The following is a 16,609-nucleotide window of genomic DNA, read 5'->3' as shown; positions in this document are numbered from 1 at the left end:
GATCAGTCTTTCGTGTCCGCTGTTTTCTTTTTCGCCGCTGGTTTTTTCTTTGCAGCGGGTTTTTTGGCAGTCGTTTTTTTGGCTGCAGGTTTTTTGGCGGCTGGCTTCTTTTTGGCAGCCGGTTTCTTCTTGCCTTTGGCAGCCCGCTCATTGACCAGTTCAATGGCTTCTTCCAGGGATACCGCTTCAGGCTCCTTGCCCTTGGGCAGGGTAGCATTGACTTTGCCCCATTTGGCATAGGGGCCGTATCGTCCCGCATGAACCGTGATCTTGCCGCCTTCGGGATGCTCGCCCAGTTCCTTCAATGCGGCAGCGGCACCGCGCCGGCCGGGTCCTTTGGCTGCCTTGTCGGCAATCGCTGCAACGGCGCGGTTAAGCCCGACGGAGAAAACTTCATCCTCGCTTTCAAGATTGGCATAGGCCCCGTCATGCAGGACGAAGGGTCCATAGCGGCCAATCCCGGCGACAATCGGCTTGCCGGTTTCCGGATGATCGCCGACCGGGCGCGGCAGGGACAGCAGCGCCAGGGCCTTTTCCAGATCCATCGCCTGGAGTGACCAGGTTTTCGGCAGGCTTGCACGCTTCGGCTTGGCTTCCTCGCCAAGCTGAACATAAGGGCCGAAGCGACCGGTGCGGGCGGTGATCATCTGACCGGTTTCCGGATCCTCGCCCAGCTCGATAATGCTGTTTTCGGCTTCGCCATCATTCTGACCGGCCTGACCCAATTGCTTGGTGAAACGGCATTCGGGATAATTCGAGCAACCGATAAAGGCGCCGAACTTTCCGACTTTGAGACTGATGCGGCCTTCTTGGCAGGTCGGACACAGACGCGGATCGGAACCGTCTTCCTTCTGCGGGAAAATATGCGGTCCCAGAAGGTCGTTGAGCGCATCCAGTACCTCGGTTATGCGCAGTTCCTTGATGTCCTCAACGCTGGCTGAAAACTGGCCCCAGAACTCGTTCAGAACTTGGCGCCAGTCGAGTTTTCCGTCTGACACACGGTCGAGCTGTTCTTCCAGCTGGGCGGTGAAATCATACTCAACATAGCGCTTGAAGAAGCCTTCCAGAAACGCCGTGACAATGCGGCCCTTATCCTGGGGAACAAGGCGTTTTTGATCCATTTCCACATAGTCGCGTTCGCGCAGAACCGCCAGGGTCGAGGCATAGGTCGAGGGGCGGCCAATGCCCAGTTCTTCCATTTTGCGGATCAGGGTTGCTTCGGTGTAGCGCGGGGGAGGCTCGGTGAAATGCTGGTTTGCCTCAATGGCCTCCCGCGTCAGGTCTTCACCAACCTTGACCGCAGGCAGACGGCCTTCAGCCTCTTCGTCGTCATCGTCGCGGCCTTCCTGATAGAGCTTCAGGAAACCGTCAAAACGGACGACCGATCCGGTGGCGCGTACGGTCGCGCTCTTGCCGGCGCCCTGCGCCATGATGTCGACAGTGGTACGCTCCATTTCCGCGGACAGCATCTGACTGGCCATGGTGCGCTTCCAGATCAGCTCATAGAGCCGTGCCTGATCTGATTCCAGCCGCTTGGCCAGATCCGCCGGATTGCGGGCCAGCGATGTCGGCCGTATCGCCTCATGAGCTTCCTGGGCGTTTTTCGCCTTGGTGAAATATTTGCGGGGTACTTGCGGCAGATAGTTCTTGCCGAATTGAGAACCGATCTGCGAGCGCACTTCGGCAACCGCTTCGGGAGCCATGTCGACGCCATCGGTTCGCATATAGGTGATCAGACCGGTGGTTTCGCCGCCGATATCGACACCCTCATAGAGCCGCTGGGCAACCTGCATGGTGCGTGAGGCGGAAAAGCCCAGCTTGCGGGAGGCTTCCTGCTGCAAAGTAGAAGTGGTGAATGGCGGCTGCGGATTGCGCTTGTGCGGTTTGGCTTCGACACTCGAAATTGTAAAACTTGCCGATTCCAGCATGGCTTTCATGGCCATCGCATCATCGCCGTTGTCGACGGTCAGCCGCTGGATCTTGCGGCCTTCAAATTCCACCAGCCGCGCTTTCAGATCTTCGCGAAAGCTGGTTTTGAGGGCAGCCAGGATGGACCAGTATTCCTGCGGCTTGAAAACTTCGATTTGCATTTCCCGATCACACACCAGACGCAGTGCGACCGATTGCACCCGGCCCGCCGAGCGGGCGCCCGGCAGTTTTCGCCACAACACCGGAGACAGCGTAAAACCGACCAGATAGTCCAGTGCGCGCCGCGCCAGATAGGCTTCGACCAGATCAGCATCGATCTCCCGCGGATTTGCCATGGCTTCCAGAATGGCGCTCTTGGTAATGGCGTTGAAGACAACCCGTTGCACCGGCTTGTCTTTTAGAACCTTCTTGTCTCGCAGGATTTGCAGCACATGCCATGAAATTGCCTCGCCCTCCCGATCCGGGTCGGTCGCGAGGATGAGGCGGTCGGATGTTTTCAGGGCGGCTGATATTTCGTTGATGCGCTTCTTCGCCTTCGCATCAATTTCCCAACTCATGGCAAATTCTTCATCCGGACGCACCGAGCCATCTTTCGCGGGAAGGTCGCGAACATGGCCATAGGATGCCAGAACCTGATAATTCGAGCCGAGATATTTGTTGATGGTCTTCGCCTTTGCGGGCGATTCAACGATGACCAGATCCATAAAGGTGCCTGTCTGTTGCATGCGGATTTGAAGGCCGGACGGGAAGGATGTCCGCCTCGTCAAACATGTGTTCGGTTGTCAAATGGTCGGAAGCGGGCGGTTGGTCAAGCCCCAACTGACATATGGCTCGACAAAGTTGCTGTTTTAAGGCGCTGCAACTCGTTAGATTTCCATGGCCGGGCAGCCCGGATTCTATCACCGGGTCTGAAGTGTCCGGGACACCTGCAACATTATTATTCGCTCATTCCTGTGTGCCGTTCAGAGATACTTTGTTGCCGGGATGTCGTGTCAGCCGGCCGGCGAGGTCGAGCTCCAGCAGCGCCAGATAGATGGTGCCGCCATCAAGGCCGGTAACGCGGATCAACTCGTCGGTATCCACCGGCGCGGTGCTTAACGCATCGACGATCCCGATGCGTTCATTATCGGACAAATCGCTGACCTTTGCCGGGGCTGCTTCCTGTAGCGCTACGGCTGGAGGATCGGGAAAGGCATCGCCATGGATCGGCCGCAATGCATCAATCACATCTTTTGCCGAGGTTACAAGGGTGGCTCCCTGTTTGATAAGCTGGTTCGGTCCGGCGGCGCGCGGGTCCAGCGGCGAGCCGGGAACGGCAAAGATCTCGCGATTTTGTTTCAATGCCAGATCCGCAGTGATCAACGAGCCGGAACGCCTCGCGGCTTCCACTACAATGGTTGCCAGAGACAGGCCGGAAACGATGCGGTTGCGGCGCGGAAAGTCCTGTGCCCGCGCGGTCCAGCCCAGCGGTTTTTCGCTGACGAGACAGCCCTTTAGGGTGATTTGCTCTGCAAGTGATTCATGTTCCGGCGGGTATATCCTGTCGAGGCCGCCTGCCATAACCGCAACTGTGCCGGTTTGCAGTGCGGCCTCATGGGCCACACCGTCAATGCCGCGGGCCAGGCCGGAGGCGATGCAGTAACCGGCTTCGCCCAGATCACGCGCCAGTCTGACCGTCATTTTACGGCCGATGACCGAACAATTGCGCGCCCCGACAATGGCGATCATCGGCATTTTCAGAGCGGCGAGATGGCCTTTTGCCAGAATGACGGGCGGAGCGCTGTCGATGGAGCGCAGCCATGGTGGATAATCCGGTTCGCCCATGGCGATGAATTTGGCACCAAGCCGTGCTGCCTGGTCCAGTTCCGCTTCGATATCGCTGAGCGGGGCAATCCGGATTCTGCGGGCAGCGCCGCCCCGTCTGGCCAGCTCGGGCAGGGTCTCCAGGGCCTGTTCTGCGGTGCCGAAGTGATTGATCAGTTCGCGGAAAGTGGCGGGCCCGACCTGTTCGCTGCGAATGAGGCGTAGCCAGTGCAGTCGCTGGCTTTCGCTGAGCGCAATACCCTCACGATAGGGGTCGTCAAACAGGCTCACGCCTTGTCTGCCGCCTTGGAGCCGCCGATTTTGCTTTCCTTACCCTTCAGCAGCCGGCGGATATTCTGGTGGTGCTTGAGCCACAACAGGATTGTCAGCACGGCATATAGTTCGGCGAATTGCCAGTAGTTCAGAAAGGCGGTGAAAATGACGACGATGACTGAACTGATGAGGGCGGAAAGCGAGGAGTATCGCGACACGAAAGCCAGCACCAGCCAGGAACCGGCGAACACAAGAGCAGAGGGCCAGTAAAGCCCAAGCGTGATGCCAATAAAGGTGGCAACGCCTTTGCCGCCCTTGAATTTCAGCCAGATCGGAAAGAGATGGCCGAGAAAGGCGCCAAGGCCTGCCATAACCGCCGTATCCAGCCCATAGCTGAGGGCCAGTTGAACGGCGGCGGTGCCTTTCAGAAGATCGCCTAACAAGGTCAGGGCGGCGAGGGGCTTGTTGCCGGTGCGCAGCACATTGGTGGCGCCGATATTGCCGGAGCCGATTGAGCGGACATCGCCCAGTCCGGCAAAGCGGGTCAGCAGATAGCCGAATGGAATGCTGCCAAGCAGATAGCCGAACACCAGTGCGGTCAACAGATACGGCCAGGACAGAGACCAGTTGATGGGATCAGGCATGGAGCGGCTTACCGGTGAGTTTGGACATGGGCCGATCATGCCCGCATTTTCGGGTTTTGGGCAAGAGACAGAATTTCGCCACGTCAAGCCTTACATTTTGAGGCCGCCGGAAATCGCAGAGAAGCCGCATCGCGCCACTTGTTTCGGCCCGCCGCATCCGTTAGATCGTGTTCTAGTTCCGAAACCAATATACAGCCCATGCAAGTGAGCCCGACAAATGAGCCTGATCGACACCCGCACTCCTGATCCAAAAAAATTCATTCCCGGTGCCACCGGCGACTGGGAAGTCGTGCTTGGGCTGGAAGTCCATGCTCAGGTGCAGTCGAAATCAAAATTGTTCTCGGGGGCGGCAACCGCCTTTGGTGGCGAACAGAATGACCATGTCAGCTTCGTCGATGCCGCCATGCCCGGAATGCTGCCGGTGATCAACGAGGAATGTGTACGTCAGGCGGTTCGCACCGGCCTTGGGTTGAAAGCCCAGATCAACAAGCGGTCGGTGTTTGCGCGCAAGAATTATTTCTATCCCGATCTGCCGCAGGGCTATCAGATTTCGCAGTTCGACCAGCCAATTGTCGGAGAGGGCATTATCCATCTGGATATGCCGGACGGCCCGGTTGAAATCGGCGTGGAACGGCTGCATCTGGAACAGGATGCGGGCAAGAGCCTGCACGACCAGCACCCGTCAATGAGTTATGTCGATCTCAATCGCTCGGGCGTAGCGCTGATGGAAATCGTGTCGAAGCCGGATCTGCGGTCTTCCGAGGAAGCCAAGGCCTATATCGCCAAGCTGCGGTCGATCCTGCGCTATCTCGGCACCTCTGATGCGGATATGGAAAAGGGCAATCTGCGCGCTGATGTGAATGTCTCGGTGCGCCGCCCCGGTGGCGAGTTCGGCACGCGCTGCGAAATCAAAAACGTCAATTCCATCCGCTTTGCCGGGCAGGCGATTGAGTATGAAGCGCGCCGCCAGATCGCAATTCTGGAAGATGGCGGCACTATCGATCAGGAAACCAGGCTGTTTGACTCGGTGAAGGGTGAAACCCGGTCGATGCGCTCCAAGGAAGAAGCCCATGATTACCGGTATTTCCCCGATCCTGATCTGCTGCCGCTGGAATTCGATCAGGCCTATATCGATGCGCTCGCCGCCGATCTGCCGGAGCTGCCGGATGAGAAAAAGGCGCGTTTCATCAATGATTATGGCCTGACGCCGTATGATGCCGACATTCTGGTGGTGGAGCGCCAGTCCTGCGATTATTTTGAAGACGTGGCGAAAGGGCGCGATGCCAAGATTGCGGCCAACTGGGTGATCAATGAATTGTTCGGCCGCCTCAATAAAGAGGCCATCTCGATTGATAACAGTCCGATTTCCAGTGACCAGCTGGGCGGCATGATCGATCTGATGGCCGATGACACGATTTCGGGCAAGATTGCCAAGGATGTGTTCGAAATTCTCTGGACCGAAGGCGGCGATCCGGCCGCTATCGTCGAAAGCCGGGGCATGAAGCAGGTCACCGATCTGGGCGCGATTGAAACGGAAATTGATGCGATAATTGCCGCCAATCCGGACAAGGTTGAGCAGGCCAGAGACAAGCCCGGCCTGCTTGGCTGGTTCGTCGGCCAGGTCATGAAAGCCACTGGCGGCAAAGCCAATCCGAAAGCCGTCAATGATCTGTTGCGCCAGAAAATCGGGATTGAGTGAGAGCACCTGACCATTAGGGGGCTGCCATGACCGCGCCGCACTGGTCTAAGACCATCGGCAATCCGTTTGCCGTGCGGGTCACACCAAAAGCCTCTGCCAATCGCATCACAGCGGAGATTCAGCAGGACGGCTCCATGCTGGTCAAAATCTATGTCACCACCGTGCCGGAAGATGGCAAGGCCAACCGGGCGGTGCTCAAACTTCTGGCGAAAGAACTGGGTGTCGCGAAATCATCACTGACGATTATCCGCGGTGCGACAGAGCGCAATAAATGGGTGCAGATCGACAGATCGTCCTGAACCTGTCCTGATACCGTCGCCGTTCGTCCAGGGCGGCCATTGGCCGGAAGTCTCAGCAGTCCGTTAAAGTCACGCCGTCATTGGCATTCCGATGCTGCGAAGCAATTCAGTCATCAACAAAGTCGCCACGGGCCTAATTTTGCGCGAGAGATCAATCTTGGCAGTGATGCGGTTGCGGAAATGGATGCGCTGCCGGGGACAGCCGGCCGACATGTCGGGCAGTTGTCGGAGTTTTAATGCGCGCACTGAATATAATAATCATTATTGGGTTATTTGATTCAGATCAATGAAAACTTCCAGATTAAAGTCATAATCAGCATCGGAGATAACTTTCTTCGTCTAATACCAATACCGGGAAGGAATTGGATATGAATAATGTTGGACGACTTTTATATGCAGGCGCTTTAACACTGGTTACATTCGGGGCTGCGTATGCCGATGGCGACCTCAGTCGCGCAAATGTCATTGACGTTACTATCGAAATGGGGACCGATGGCGACGCCATGTATCTCAAGCCGGATAATTTCGAATTCAGGACGGGCCAGGCTTATAAACTGATCTTGACCAACGTCGATGAAATCAAACACGAGCTGGCACTCAACGAAATGGGCGAACGCATATTCACCCGGAAGGTTGAGATAGCCGATGCTGATGGAAATCTGGTTGCCGAGATCAAGGGCAATATTCGAGAAGTCGAAGTCGGGCCTGGCAAAACCGTCGAATGGTTTATTGTGCCGGTTCAAACGACGGATGAGCCAGTCGAAATAACCTGCGAAATTGAAGGCCATCTTGAGGCAGGCATGCGCGCGAGCGTGATGATCAACTAGCGTTCGAGGCGCTCCTTCGTGCAACCGAAAATAATCGAGCCCGCTCGCCATCGTTGGCGGATGGGCTTGGTGCGTTTGTGCAGCCAGGCCCGCCAGCCGATGCATTGCGGGTGGCAAAATGCCACCCTTTGCGCGCTATCGGGGCAGATTGGGCCGTGTTAAATTGGTCCGAGATCTCAGCGGACCTTTGTCAACATGCCATCATTCGAAATCCTGATGCCATTCTTTATTGCGACAGCGATTTTTGCCTGCATTCCCGGCCCAGGCATGCTTTATGCCGCCGCGCGAACCCTTTCGGGAGGCAGACAGGCGGGTTGGCTGGCGGCAATCGGACTTCACATTGGCGGCTACGGGCATATTGTTGCCACGGCCTTCGGGCTGGCAGTGGTGCTGAGCGCAGTGCCGGTGCTGTATGGCGCGGTCAAACTGGCAGGTGCGGCATATCTGGTCTGGCTGGGGTGCCGCATGTTTGTTGCAAGAGACCTGCCCGGCGGCACCGGATCGGTTCGTCGCAGTACCGGGCCGCGCAAAGCCATGTCCCAAAGCATCGTTGTTGAACTTCTGAACCCGAAGACTGCCTTGTTCTACCTGTCATATCTGCCGCAATTCACTGCGCTGGATGCCGCTTTCCCGGTCTGGCTTCAAATCCTGATCCTCGGCACCATCGTCAATCTGCTGTTCTCGGTGACCGATATATTGTGTGTGCTTCTGTCGGAAAAAGCGATGCGGTTGATGGCAGCGTCACAGGCCACCAATCGGCTGGCGCGCCGCTTTGGCGGCAGTGTGCTGATTGCACTTGGGGTCAATCTGGCTGTCTCACGCCAGTGAGGGCTCTGCTGGAAGGCGTTGCGGCCGCGCAGAAAGGCGCGTCCGAAGGAATCCGATACGGTTTCAATGATGTGCCGACCGTGTTTTCTATCAATGGTTTGCAGATGATCGCTTGCAGTTTCCGGATTGTCCGGGTCATGGCGGTCCGGGACAGATGCAGCCTCCCTGCGGTGCAGCTGATGCTGATTTGCCGGGCGACCTCGACAAAGGTTTCAAGATGCCTCAATTTCAGTCGACGCAGATTATTCATACAATTTTCGATATGATTTTCATTACAAAAAGCATTTTTCATGATGATTTTAATATGTAAGATTCGACCAGGTAAACATTGAACCGCCGACAGGTATATTGAGGACGCAAAATGGCATCATCTCGTTACGAAACCGGTATGAAAACCCGCAGAGCGGTGCTGGGCGATGCTCATGTCGCGCGCGCCGAGGCTGGCAAGACCGCGTTCGATGCGCCGTTTCAGGATCTGATTACCGAAGCTGCCTGGGGCCATGTCTGGTCGCGGCCGCAGTGGAGCACCAGAGAGCGCTCAGTGGTGACCATCGCCCTGCTGGCAGCGCTTGGGCATGATGAGGAAGTGGCGATGCATGTACGGGCAACGGCCAATACCGGGGCAAGCCGCGAGGATGTTTGCGAAGCTCTGCTGCATGTAGCAATCTATGCCGGTGTGCCGGCGGCCAACCGCGCCATCAAAATCGCCAAACAGACATTTGCCAGTATGGACGCTGCCGATAATGGTTCCGGATCAGGTAAGGACAAATAAATGTCAAACGGTCAGGAACAACCCGTACCATTTGCCAAGCGCGACCGCGACTGGCATCCAAAGGCCCTGACGCCGGGCTATAAAAGCAGCATTCTGCGCGCACCAAGGCAGAAACTGCTGATGCTTGCCCAATCCCTTTCGGAAACCACCGGGCCGGTGTTCGGCGATGACGATATCGGCCCGCTGGACCATGATCTGATCCGCAATTTCGCCAGAGCGGATGAAGGTCCGATTGGCGAGCGCATCATCGTCCATGGCCGCATACTGGATGAAAACGGCAGAGGTGTCGCCGGAGCTCTGCTGGAGGTCTGGCAGGCCAATGCAGGCGGGCGCTACCGCCACAGGAATGACGGCTATCTGGCACCGCTCGACCCGAATTTTGGCGGTTGCGGGCGGGTTATTTCCGATGACAAGGGCCATTACAGTTTCAGAACCATCAAGCCCGGTCCCTATCCCTGGCCGAATGGCGGCAATGACTGGCGACCCGCGCATATTCATTACTCGGTGTTTGGCAGCGGTTTTGCCCAGCGCCTGATTACCCAGATCTATTTTGAGGGCGATCCGCATATCGCCCTGTGCCCGATCGTCAACTCGATCAACGACCCGAAAGCGATTGATCAGCTGACCGCGCGGCTGGATATGGCGCATACGGTGCCGATGGATATCCGCGCCTACCGCCTTGATGTGATTTTGCGCGGCCGCGATTCAACCCTGTTTGAAAACCGGATGGAGGGCAATTGATGGCAGACTCACCTGCATTGAAGGAAAGCCCGTCACAGACCGCCGGGCCTTATGTTCATATCGGCTGTACGCCGAATTTCGTTGGTATTTCCGGTGTTTATCCGCAGGATGCCGGCCGACGGATGCTCAATGAAAGGACAAAGGGCGAGCGCATTTGCGTCAACGGCTGTGTGTTTGACGGGGCAGGTAAGCCATTGACCGACGCTTTGATTGAAATCTGGCAGGCGGACGCCGATGGTCTTTACAACAGCCCGTCCGAGCCGCGCGGCAAAGCCGATCCGGAATTTACCGGCTGGGGCCGCCAGCCGGTCGATCTGGCAACAGGCCGCTTCAGCTTCGACACGATCAGGCCGGGGCCGGTGCCTTTTGCTGACGGTCGCATGCAGGCGCCGCATATTTCGCTCTGGATCGTGGCTCGCGGCATTAACCTGGGTCTCTCGACACGGCTTTATTTCGATGATGAGAGCGAAGCCAATGCAGCCGATCCGGTGCTCGCAAGCATTCCCGACCCGGCGCGTCGAAACACCCTTTTGGCACACCGTGAGGGCGATGCGTTTTTGTTTGATATCCACCTGCAGGGCCCGGATGAAACAGTGTTTTTTGATGTCTAGATCGCTACAAGCGCCGGTTGGCATCCGTGTTTGAAGACAAATTGCTCGGAGCGCTGCTTGGAGATGACGCGGTTTCGGCGGCGTTTTCCAGCGCTGCAACACTCAGCCATTTTCGCGACTTCGAGATCGCCTTGACCGACGCCCTTGCCGGCAACTGCCTGCTGACATCCGATACCGCAGCCGCAATCATTGCAGGCTGCCGCTCATTTGTGCCGGACACAGAGCGTCTCCGGCTCGACACCATGACAGACGGCCTGCCGGTTCCGGCCTATATCCGCCAGCTAAAAGCCCATATCGGCACACCTCATGCAGACAATGTCCATCTGGGTGCAACCAGTCAGGATCTGATCGACACCGCGCTGGCGTTGGCACTGACCGAAATAAACGCGGAGTTCAGGAGTAAGATCAGCAGTTTGCAGGAAAATCTGCAGATTCTGAATCACTCCTTCGGCGGCAACACTCTGATGGGCCGCACCCGCATGCAGGCGGCCCTGCCAATCAATGTTTCGCAGCGCATCAAGGCGTGGCTTGCACCGTTGCAGCGGCATCTGGAGCGGTTGCAGATAGTGGGACCGGCGGTCAGTGTTCTTCAGCTTGGCGGTGCGGTCGGCAGGCGCCATGCCTATGGTGACAAGGCGGACGCCATCGCCGGACAGATGGCCGAGGCGCTGGGGCTGCACAATCCCCCGGCAGCGTGGCACACGGAACGCGACAATCTGGCCAATTACGCCAACTGGCTGTCTCTGGTCACCGGGTCATTGGGCAAGATGGGACAGGATGTCTGCCTGATGGCGCAGCAGGGCATTGAAGAGATTACACTCAGCGGCGGCGGCGGTTCGTCAGCGATGCCGCACAAACACAACCCCATAGCGGCGGAAACGCTGGTGACACTGGCGCGCTACAATGCAGTGCAGCTCTCCGCCATGCATCACGCCCTGATCCACGAACAGGAACGCTCCGGCAGCGCATGGGCGCTGGAATGGATGATCCTGCCGCAGATGTGCGAAGCCACCGCCTGCGCCCTGACCACCGCATTGCGCTTGACGGGGCAGGTCTCGGGGATGGGGAAACGGGCAGATCAGGCCGGATTATGAGCGATGCGGATCGCGTTCTGCAATGCTACCGGTGTATTGGCGGCGTCTCAGTTTGAATTTACGTTTGGCGTACCAAGCGATTTTGGGCGCTTGATTGAAGCCGGTCAGGTGCTGGCCGGAAGCTGGCGAAAGAAACTCTGCGCTAATGGCTGCTTTGTGCTCGCTTGTGACGTTCGCGCTATCCAATCGAATTGGCACTTCCGACTCATTGCCGACGTTCGCCCAGGCCCGTGCGCCTCATTGCGGATTTCCCGAACTGGCTGTTCATTCTTATTGGAACATTTTCGTCCTCTCGGTAGCCCGGACCCTAATCAACGGTGGAGCAACAATCCCGTGGCGGGTCTCGCGCTGTATTACCGAGGCAGTGCATCATCTTGCCAACAACCTCTATTCAGGCGAGGTTGTCTCATGATAGCGAGTATCAGAGTGAAATGCACTTATAGGAAGAATTCTCTCAGTCTTACAAAGAATGACAGGATTTGAGTGATTGAAGAAAATAGCGACGCAGATTAATAAGAGGTTACAAGTCCGCGTTCGATTGTTGCGGAGACGCATGAACAGGAGCGCTGGACGCGTGTTAACGGGATTAGCCCGGCGCAAAGCCTTGCTTTGGGAGTGGCTGTATCTCGCCCGTTACAGATATATAGTCTGGCAACAACGGCATGGTCCGATAGCGGCGGCGATCATGCTGCTGTCGTTGATCGCTTTAAGTGCATTCTATGTTCCGGAACTTCAAGAATTGCTGGAACCGATCTTCGCGACCGAAGCACAGCTCGCATTGCTACGATCCCTTTTCCTGACCCTTGGCGGAGCGTTAATTGGGGCAGCAGCAATCGTGTCGTCGCTCGTGTTGTTTGCAATGCAGGTCAATATCGAGCGAATGCCCCACGGCATGTTTCACAGGCTAAGTGCCGACAGACGCCTTCTCTGCGCGTTCGCGGCGACATTCGTTTTCGCGGTAGCAATCGCCGGGCTATCTCTTGTGCCAGGGACCCAGCGCGTGGGCGTAATCGTGCTCATGGCTTTCTGGGGTACCGCAATCATCCTTGGATTGTTTCTTTACGGCTACCGCCGTGCGTTGATTCTGGTGAACCCGCTACGACAACTCGGCATGGTCGTTCGGCGGACGCAGCGCGAGCTTCGAGCATGGGAGAGGCGAGCAAAACGGGCGGCACCACTATTATCGCACAGTATAGGACAGCCACAGCCGAAGTCCGCCCCCCGCTCGCCCCAACAAGACACGACGCGCACGGCATATTTTCAGATCAATCCAGGCTGGACGGAAGGCGCGCAGCAGGGCGTGCGCTATGCGGTGTCGTTCGCGCGCCGCTACGCGGAGGAAGGCGACCATGAGGTCAGCGCTGTGGCGATGAACGCGATCATAGCGATCAACGCCACCTATATCGAAACGAAGGGAAAGACCTTCTTCGCCGAACAACTCATGCTTGATAATCCGCTCACCTCGGACGGGTTCATCAACGACACACTTGAGCATATGCGGCAGACGGCGCGTATAGGAGTCGCGCGGGGCGATGAACCACAGATCGAACAAACGCTGCGGGCCATGGCTAAGCTCGTGCAAGTGTATCTGGCAATTGATTACGCGAGCCCCTTTGCTTCCAAGACTCACGCGCATCGGGCGGCCGGATACCTGACGGGCGAAGTTGAGCGGATCGTGCCGCACAATATGCCCGACGTTCTGATGGAGGGATTGCGGCTAATGGGGCGATGCGCCGACATGTTTCTCGCAGCGGAAGGCCCGCAGGGCATCACGACCCTGGTGCAAAAGATCGGCATGATCTCATGCGCAGGGGCTGCGCGCGAAGACTACCGGCTTGTTACGTTCACCGGGGTTGAACAGCTCGCGCGCCTCAGCTTCAACCTATTGCGGACAGAGTCTCGGGATGTCCAATTTGCGGCGCAGGGAATTCGCAGGAGCATAAAGCTGATTGCCGAGCTGTTCATGGCTCTGCCGGATACGCCGTTGATGAGCGTCCACAGCACCTATCTTGGACCCTATTACTCAGCCACAAGCGCGCAAGGGCTCACGGTGCGGCTCTGCCAACTCTTCAACGCGGTCGCGGATGCCTCGGCGGACGATGTGAATGCCAAACAGGTTATCGGCAATTTCGAGGAGTGGGCGGACGGGATGTATGAGACCGAGAAGAACCTTCTCCTTCTCGCCATAAAAAAACGATCGCAATTTACGTTCGATATTATGAACTGGATCACGGCGGTTACCACGATGCTGATCGCTGTGTCGAACGCCGCCGCTTGTGACCCCCATAGACAGCAGGAACTGCGCAAACACGCTGCCCGGCTAATCGCGGTTCTGTCGTGTGTGCCTGACGACGAAGAAACCATTCGATTTGTTGAGAATTTCAGGATGACCGAAACGCTATTCGAAGCTGCGTTAGATGCGCGCAGGCGTGATTGTCCGGAACTTGCCGACGACATAGGCGATATACTGCTGTCTTGGACCTTCAAGGCGGGCCGATACCAGACCGGCTGGGCGATTCTAAAACCGTCAGTCTATGGGCTCGCGACGCTCGTCCTTTTCGCCGAAGATGCCGCTGCGGTGACCCGGCTAAAGGAAGAAATCAACTCTCGCATGACTGCAGGAGGCCTGCCAGACAAAGAGCTTCGTGACCATGCGGCCTTGGAGATTCGTGGGCGGGCCGCCTCGCTGTACCGCAACGGCCATTGGTCGTCGGTGATCGAACATGGCATGACGCAGTCCGACCACGGCAAATTGCAGCCACTTCTTGAAGAAATCGCAGACCTGATCTCGCCCGAGACTAAAGGCAAAGCCGCAACGCAAACCTTGATCTGAAATAGTGCTGAGTGTGACTGCGTATACCAGTAAAGGCTGCCCCACTTTGCCCGCTTTGCAGACAATTTTGGGGATTATTGCTGCGAAAAGCACGAATGGTCGGTTCGGGAGAGCGGCTTTCGTAAATTGAATGATGGCAACGGGCTACCCGCCGATCTTGGTACAGCCCGCTTTATGCCGAATCCTGTCCTTTGTGTCCGCCCCAGAGAAAGTCCGCTCCCGCCCAAACCGGCTAAGAACGGTGATCAAATGAAGGTCTGAAAAGTCCGCAAAGCGGAAACTCGTGCACACAGGCCGTTGCCGAATGTTGCCACAAAGCTGTCGCTCAAACCTCTCCTATGAATGTCCGTATAATGCTCTGCGACGTAAATTCAAACCGGGGCTCGATCAGTGTCTGCAAGGCAATCCTCGTGAAAATTTGCGCGCCATTCAACGTCTGCCAGAATCCGCAAGTCGGTGGTCTGATCGAACAGATGCTCGGTGCCGGGTTTCAGGTGGACGGTTTCGCCGGGCCGGACATTGAGCCGCTTCCGGAAGGTTGCGGCCAACTCGTGTTTGCTTTTGTGCAATGCCAGCTCGGTCTGCGAGCCGGTGGGTTCGACGACCACGACTTCGGCGTGAATGCTGTCGCCTGAGGATGTGGACCAGCACTCACATGGCAATTTCACTGTAGGCGCATCGCCTGCAGAGCTTGTGGGAGTTCACAAAACCTGATCTGGTGTTCTATTGGCACAGTGCAGTTCGGGTTTGTCCGCCACGAGAAGCGCGCGTTATGCCTTGTGGTGTCGTTGTGCGCTTCGCGGGTCGGTTTCGGCCAGCACGTCGATCAAATACCGCTTCATGGCGCGCCGTTTTGCGCGGTGTTCGGGCAGGTCATACAGATTCTCAAGCTCATGCGGATCGGCAGCAAGGTTATAAAGCTCACCCTCGCCGGGCCGGGATGTCGCTGGTTCGCCATGCCAGAGAACGAGCTTCCAGTCTTCTGTTCGGAACATGGTGGTGTGAATCGCAGGGGCCTCGGCAATGCCTGAGTCCCTGTATTCGCACAATGCCCAATCCCGCCAGTCGATGGCCTGGCCCAGGGCCAGCGGCATCAGCGAGGCGCCCTGCTGCTGATCCATTGGACGTGCGCCGGCGACATCAAGACATGTCGCCGACAGGTCTATCCATTGCACCAGATCGCCAATCACTTGGCCCGGGGCGATGCGATCCGGCCAACGCATCAACAGGGGAACCCGGATGGCCGCATCATACATCATCGGCCCCTTCATCAGCTGCGCGTGATCGCCCAGAATCTCGCCGTGATCCGAGGTGAAGATAACGAGGGTATTGTCTGCCTGTCCGCTGGCTTCAAGCGCGTCCAGAATGCGCCCGACCTCGTCATCGATGAAAGTGATCATGGCGTAATACACAGCCCGGATCTCGGCGATCTCTTCGGCTGTGTAATCCTGAAAACCCGGTGCCTCACCGCCATAGGAGGTCTGCGAATAGGTACGGTGCGGGGCCGGTTTGGACTCAAATTCGCTCGGCGCGATTTGCGGCGGCGGAATTTTCGCGGCGTCGATCCTGTCTCGATAGGCCTGTGGCACGCCAAATGGATGATGCGGGTCAAAGAAATTTGCGACCAGGCAAAAGGGTTCGTCTGCCTTACGGGGCGTGGTGATGAAATCGATTGAGCGTTCCGCGATCCAATGGGTGTAATGGCACTCTGGAGGCACCTCGTCGATCGGGGTGCCGGTGCGCGACATGTTCGCTATATGGGTGTTCTCGTTTGCCCCTTTGTCGGGAAATGTTTGCGCGAATACCTGCGGATATTGTTGCCGCAACCAGGTGTGATAGGCGTTCTGAACGGACCGGTGGTTCTTGCCGTGCGACCATTCCCAGACACGATAACCGTCATCGCGCCGGGGTTCGGTCTGCCAGCTGTCGCAGGGCGCGAGGTGCTGTTTGCCCACCATTCCGCAATCATATCCAGTGTCGGCCAGAACGCGGGTGAACATCTTGCGGTCCTGGGGCAGCGCAACGCCATTGGCCCATTCGCCGTGATTTCGGACATACATTCCGGTGAAGAGCGATGCGCGCGAGGGTCCGCAAATCGGATTCTGCACATAACAGTTTTCAAACCGCGCACCTTGCGCCGCCAGCCTGTCAAGGTTTGGCGTGCTGGCACCAATAGCGCCGTAGCATGTCAGGCTGTTCCAGCGTTGCTGATCTGTACAGAGAAACAGAATATTCGGACGGTCGGACATCAGATTA

The 16,609-nt window shown here is 57.1% G+C and carries 15 protein-coding genes; 9 read left to right on the top strand and 6 right to left on the bottom strand.

What is annotated here, in order from left to right; translation table 11 throughout:
- Nucleotides 1–2: 2 nt before the first annotated feature.
- The 3 genes from topA to plsY form a co-directional block, all read right to left on the bottom strand.
- Nucleotides 3–2,633 (bottom strand): type I DNA topoisomerase, encoded by a 2,631-nt coding sequence (gene topA / locus RAL88_RS03455; protein WP_306267333.1) that lies wholly within the window; start codon nt 2,631–2,633, stop codon nt 3–5.
- A gap of 241 nt (nt 2,634–2,874) precedes the next feature.
- Nucleotides 2,875–4,023, bottom strand: coding sequence for a DNA-processing protein DprA (dprA, locus tag RAL88_RS03450; protein ID WP_306267332.1), 1,149 nt, complete (start codon nt 4,021–4,023; stop codon nt 2,875–2,877).
- Nucleotides 4,020–4,649: a glycerol-3-phosphate 1-O-acyltransferase PlsY gene (gene plsY, locus RAL88_RS03445; protein WP_306267331.1), complete on the bottom strand. Its 630-nt coding sequence runs from the start codon at nt 4,647–4,649 to the stop codon at nt 4,020–4,022. The genes dprA and plsY overlap by 4 nt, the downstream gene beginning before the upstream one ends.
- A 217-nt stretch (nt 4,650–4,866) precedes the next feature.
- Between plsY and gatB the strand changes: the two genes are divergently transcribed.
- The 4 genes from gatB to RAL88_RS03425 all read left to right on the top strand — a co-directional run bounded on the left by gatB (nt 4,867) and on the right by RAL88_RS03425 (nt 8,302).
- A complete protein-coding gene (gene gatB, locus RAL88_RS03440) occupies nt 4,867–6,348 on the top strand; it encodes an Asp-tRNA(Asn)/Glu-tRNA(Gln) amidotransferase subunit GatB (protein ID WP_306267329.1) in 1,482 nt (493 codons plus the stop codon).
- Nucleotides 6,349–6,374: 26 nt separating this feature from the next.
- Nucleotides 6,375–6,647, top strand: a complete 273-nt coding sequence (locus RAL88_RS03435; RefSeq protein ID WP_306267327.1) for a DUF167 domain-containing protein — start codon at nt 6,375–6,377, stop codon at nt 6,645–6,647.
- A 362-nt stretch (nt 6,648–7,009) separates the two neighbouring features.
- A complete protein-coding gene (locus RAL88_RS03430) occupies nt 7,010–7,474 on the top strand; it encodes a hypothetical protein (protein ID WP_306267326.1) in 465 nt (154 codons plus the stop codon).
- Between the two features lie 195 nt (nt 7,475–7,669).
- On the top strand, nt 7,670–8,302 hold the full coding sequence (locus RAL88_RS03425) for a LysE family translocator (RefSeq protein WP_306267324.1): 633 nt from the start codon (nt 7,670–7,672) through the stop codon (nt 8,300–8,302).
- Here the strand turns inward: RAL88_RS03425 and RAL88_RS03420 are convergent.
- Entirely contained in the window at nt 8,277–8,552 is a 276-nt protein-coding gene (locus RAL88_RS03420) for a LysR family transcriptional regulator (protein WP_306267322.1), read from the bottom strand. The two genes, RAL88_RS03425 and RAL88_RS03420, sit on opposite strands and share 26 nt — an antisense overlap.
- Nucleotides 8,553–8,663: 111 nt before the next feature.
- On the opposite strand from RAL88_RS03420, the gene pcaC reads away from it, so the two are divergent.
- From pcaC to RAL88_RS03395, 5 genes are all read left to right on the top strand, one after another.
- The gene (gene pcaC / locus RAL88_RS03415) at nt 8,664–9,074 is read left to right on the top strand and encodes a 4-carboxymuconolactone decarboxylase (RefSeq protein ID WP_306267321.1); all 411 of its coding nucleotides are present in this window, start codon (nt 8,664–8,666) and stop codon (nt 9,072–9,074) included.
- Complete coding sequence (pcaH, locus tag RAL88_RS03410) at nt 9,075–9,815, top strand: protocatechuate 3,4-dioxygenase subunit beta (RefSeq protein ID WP_306267319.1); 741 nt, start codon at nt 9,075–9,077, stop codon at nt 9,813–9,815.
- Nucleotides 9,815–10,426, top strand: a complete 612-nt coding sequence (gene pcaG, locus RAL88_RS03405; protein ID WP_306267318.1) for a protocatechuate 3,4-dioxygenase subunit alpha — start codon at nt 9,815–9,817, stop codon at nt 10,424–10,426. Before pcaH ends, pcaG begins: the two co-directional genes overlap by 1 nt.
- Nucleotides 10,427–10,452: 26 nt before the next feature.
- Nucleotides 10,453–11,520 (top strand): 3-carboxy-cis,cis-muconate cycloisomerase, encoded by a 1,068-nt coding sequence (locus RAL88_RS03400; protein ID WP_306267316.1) that lies wholly within the window; start codon nt 10,453–10,455, stop codon nt 11,518–11,520.
- A 553-nt stretch (nt 11,521–12,073) separates the two neighbouring features.
- Nucleotides 12,074–14,353 carry a hypothetical protein gene (locus tag RAL88_RS03395; RefSeq protein ID WP_306267314.1) on the top strand — a complete coding sequence of 760 codons (2,280 nt, stop codon included), beginning with the start codon at nt 12,074–12,076 and terminating at the stop codon, nt 14,351–14,353.
- A 371-nt stretch (nt 14,354–14,724) separates the two neighbouring features.
- On the opposite strand, the gene RAL88_RS03390 is transcribed toward RAL88_RS03395, so the two are convergent.
- Nucleotides 14,725–15,021, bottom strand: a complete 297-nt coding sequence (locus tag RAL88_RS03390; RefSeq protein ID WP_306267313.1) for a hypothetical protein — start codon at nt 15,019–15,021, stop codon at nt 14,725–14,727.
- Between the two features lie 102 nt (nt 15,022–15,123).
- On the bottom strand, nt 15,124–16,602 hold the full coding sequence (locus RAL88_RS03385; protein WP_306267311.1) for a sulfatase: 1,479 nt from the start codon (nt 16,600–16,602) through the stop codon (nt 15,124–15,126).
- Nucleotides 16,603–16,609: the final 7 nt, after the last annotated feature.

The sequence above is a fragment of the Pararhizobium sp. IMCC3301 genome, from assembly GCF_030758315.1.
GTDB lineage: Bacteria > Pseudomonadota > Alphaproteobacteria > Rhizobiales.
This window is presented reverse-complemented; position numbering and strand designations above follow the sequence as displayed.

Excerpts from the sequence above, each read along its gene's own strand:
- topA (WP_306267333.1), bottom strand. The coding sequence starts at position 2,633 with ATGGATCTGGTCATCGTTGAATCGCCCGCAAAGGCGAAGACCATCAAC.
- plsY (WP_306267331.1), bottom strand. The coding sequence starts at position 4,649 with ATGCCTGATCCCATCAACTGGTCTCTGTCCTGGCCGTATCTGTTGACC.
- gatB (WP_306267329.1), top strand. The coding sequence starts at position 4,867 with ATGAGCCTGATCGACACCCGCACTCCTGATCCAAAAAAATTCATTCCC.
- RAL88_RS03435 (WP_306267327.1), top strand. The coding sequence starts at position 6,375 with ATGACCGCGCCGCACTGGTCTAAGACCATCGGCAATCCGTTTGCCGTG.
- RAL88_RS03425 (WP_306267324.1), top strand. The coding sequence starts at position 7,670 with ATGCCATCATTCGAAATCCTGATGCCATTCTTTATTGCGACAGCGATT.
- RAL88_RS03420 (WP_306267322.1), bottom strand. The coding sequence starts at position 8,552 with ATGAATAATCTGCGTCGACTGAAATTGAGGCATCTTGAAACCTTTGTC.
- pcaC (WP_306267321.1), top strand. The coding sequence starts at position 8,664 with ATGGCATCATCTCGTTACGAAACCGGTATGAAAACCCGCAGAGCGGTG.
- pcaH (WP_306267319.1), top strand. The coding sequence starts at position 9,075 with ATGTCAAACGGTCAGGAACAACCCGTACCATTTGCCAAGCGCGACCGC.
- pcaG (WP_306267318.1), top strand. The coding sequence starts at position 9,815 with ATGGCAGACTCACCTGCATTGAAGGAAAGCCCGTCACAGACCGCCGGG.
- RAL88_RS03395 (WP_306267314.1), top strand. The coding sequence starts at position 12,074 with ATGAACAGGAGCGCTGGACGCGTGTTAACGGGATTAGCCCGGCGCAAA.
- RAL88_RS03385 (WP_306267311.1), bottom strand. The coding sequence starts at position 16,602 with ATGTCCGACCGTCCGAATATTCTGTTTCTCTGTACAGATCAGCAACGC.